Raw genomic sequence first — 2,305 nt, forward strand, 5'->3', positions numbered from 1 at the left:
TGCTGGACCGCCTACTCGATCAAGAACGCGCGCTGGCTGCGGCGGCGCCCGGACCTGTCCGGCCGCGACTGGTCGCTGCTGACCGGCGTGGTCACCGGCGCGCTGGCCCTGACCCTGGCGCTGCCGGCGTTCGCCCTGTCGGGCACGGCCCATGCCGGCGCCGACTGGATGCGCTTCTGGGGCATGGCGCTGGTGCTGGCGCTGTTCGCTTCGGTGATCGGCAACGCCTGCTGGAACCACGCCAGCCGGCTGCTGCCGCTGACCCTGGTCGGGCAGATGATCGTGTTCGAGACCGTGTTCGCGCTGCTGTACGGCTTCCTGTGGGAGCAGCGCTGGCCGACCGCGCTGGAACTGCTGGCGATCGCCTGCCTGCTCGGCGGCGTGCTGTGGTGCACGCTGGTGCACGCGCGGCCGCAGCCCGCAGCGCACGAAGCCAAGCCCGGTTAAGCGGCGCTGCCTAGACTGGCGCAGGTCCTCTCACGGGAATCGCGCCATGCACACCCTCCTGCGCCGTTGCTGCCCCGTCCTCGCGCTGGTCTTCGCACTCGCCGGCTGCAGCAACGCTTCCACCGCACCTTCCGCCGCGACACCGGATTCGGCCGTCACTGCCAGCGCACCGGCGGCAACCGGCAAGTGCGACGCCGTCCCCGACCATGCCTACGACCTGCCGGCCGGGCGCTTCGATGAGGTCTCGCAGCAACTGGCCCACGCCACCGGCTGCATGGTCGTGTACCGCGATCCAGGCCTCGCCTCGCTGCCGGTCAACGCGGTGAAGGGACAGGTCAGCATCCGCCAGGCGCTGCACCAGGCGCTGGACGGCACAGCGCTGCGGATCTCGGAGGAAAGCGCCGACGCGATGACGGTCGTGCGCCGCTGACCCGGCGGCGGCGCAGTGGGTTGCTACCATGGCCGCACTCCACCGCACGGAAGATCGCCATGCCCCGTCATTTCGCGTCGTTGCTGTGTTCCCTGTGTCTGCTCGCCGGCATGCTGCTGTCCAGCGCCTGCGCGCGCAGCGAGACCGCCAAGCCGGCGGTGCCGGCACCGACGCCGACGGCGTCCGCACCGGGCCTGCCGATCAAGGTCGACACCAGTTGCCGCACCGATGCCGACTGCACCGTCAAGAACGTCGGCAACTGCTGCGGCGCGATGCCGGCCTGCGTCAACCGCGACAGCCCTACCGACCCGCAAGGCGTGATGGCGCAGTGCCAGGCCAGCGGGCGCATGAGCGTGTGCGGCTCGCCCGCGATCGCCGGCTGCTCCTGCGTGGCCGGGCAATGCAGCGCGCGCCCCGCGCAAGCCGATACACTGCGCGCCCCCCAGCCTGCCGAACCCGTCCGCTGATGCTCTACGCGCAAGTCCACCTCACCCTGCCCGCCTGGATTCACGAGGCGGTCGATCCGCAGGCCGTCTACGCCAGCGATGCCGACAAGGTCGCGCTGGCGGTGGAACTGTCGCGGCTGAACGTGGACGCCGGCAGCGGCGGCCCATTCGGCGCGGCGGTATTCGGCCCGGACCACCGCATCATCGCCGTCGGCGTGAACCGGGTGGTGCCGCAGACCACCTCGCTGGCGCATGCCGAGAACATGGCCTACATGCTGGCCCAGCAGCGCCTGCAGACCCCGCGGCTGAACGCGGTGCTGTCGCCGGTGACCCTGGCCACTTCCTCGCAGCCGTGCTGCCAGTGCTACGGCGCCACCATCTGGGCCGGCATCGACCGCCTGCTGATCGGTGCCAGCGCCGAGGACGTGATGGCGCTGACCCCGTTCGACGAAGGCCCGCTGCCGGCGGACTGGGTCGGCGAGTTGCAACGCCGCGGCATCGAGGTGGTGCGCGGCCTGCACCGCGACGCCGCCTGCGCGGTGCTGCGCCGCTACGGCGAACTCGACAGCCCCCGCTACTGACCCCGCCGGAAGGCTTGCCCATGTCCTTCGAGAACGGCCCGCTGGTCCATGGCCTGCTGTGCTACTGCCGGCCCGGCTTCGAACCCGAACTGGCGGCCGAGCTCAACGCCCGCGCCGGCGAGGCCGGGCTGGCCGCCTACGCGCGCACCGAGCGCAACAGCGGCTACGCGCTGCTGCTCAGCGACACAGCGGTACCGGCGCAGGCGCTGCCCTGGCGCGGGCTGATCTTCGCCCGGCAGAAGCTGCAGTTGCTGGCCGACCTGCGCGAGTTGCCGGCCAGCGACCGCATCGCGCCGATCCTGCAGGCGCTTGCCGGACAGCCGCGCTTCGGCGACCTATGGGTCGAACATCCGGACTCGGACGCTGGCAAGCCGCTGTCGGGCCTGGCGCGCAGCTTCGGC

At 71.8% G+C, this 2,305-nt stretch carries 4 protein-coding genes and 1 pseudogene; all 5 read left to right on the forward strand.

Annotated elements, in window-relative coordinates:
• A partial coding sequence (locus tag D180_RS20080; protein WP_017914175.1) for a DMT family transporter occupies positions 1 to 447 on the forward strand: 447 nt, incomplete at its 5' end.
• Between the two features lie 46 nt (positions 448 to 493).
• Complete coding sequence (locus D180_RS20085; RefSeq protein ID WP_017914176.1) at positions 494 to 877, forward strand: STN domain-containing protein; 384 nt, start codon at positions 494 to 496, stop codon at positions 875 to 877.
• A gap of 59 nt (positions 878 to 936) precedes the next feature.
• Positions 937 to 1,344: a hypothetical protein gene (locus D180_RS20090; RefSeq protein ID WP_043091443.1), complete on the forward strand. Its 408-nt coding sequence runs from the start codon at positions 937 to 939 to the stop codon at positions 1,342 to 1,344.
• Positions 1,344 to 1,904 (forward strand): nucleoside deaminase, encoded by a 561-nt coding sequence (locus tag D180_RS20095; RefSeq protein ID WP_017914178.1) that lies wholly within the window; start codon positions 1,344 to 1,346, stop codon positions 1,902 to 1,904. Before D180_RS20090 ends, D180_RS20095 begins: the two co-directional genes overlap by 1 nt.
• Before the next feature lie 20 nt (positions 1,905 to 1,924).
• Positions 1,925 to 2,305, forward strand: a pseudogene (locus D180_RS20100) (23S rRNA (cytidine(2498)-2'-O)-methyltransferase RlmM); the annotation flags it as partial.

The organism is Xanthomonas sp. SHU 166 (assembly GCF_000364685.1).
GTDB lineage: Bacteria > Pseudomonadota > Gammaproteobacteria > Xanthomonadales > Xanthomonadaceae > Xanthomonas_A > Xanthomonas_A sontii.

Excerpts from the sequence above, each read along its gene's own strand:
- D180_RS20085 (WP_017914176.1), top strand. The coding sequence starts at position 494 with ATGCACACCCTCCTGCGCCGTTGCTGCCCCGTCCTCGCGCTGGTCTTC.
- D180_RS20090 (WP_043091443.1), top strand. The coding sequence starts at position 937 with ATGCCCCGTCATTTCGCGTCGTTGCTGTGTTCCCTGTGTCTGCTCGCC.
- D180_RS20095 (WP_017914178.1), top strand. The coding sequence starts at position 1,344 with ATGCTCTACGCGCAAGTCCACCTCACCCTGCCCGCCTGGATTCACGAG.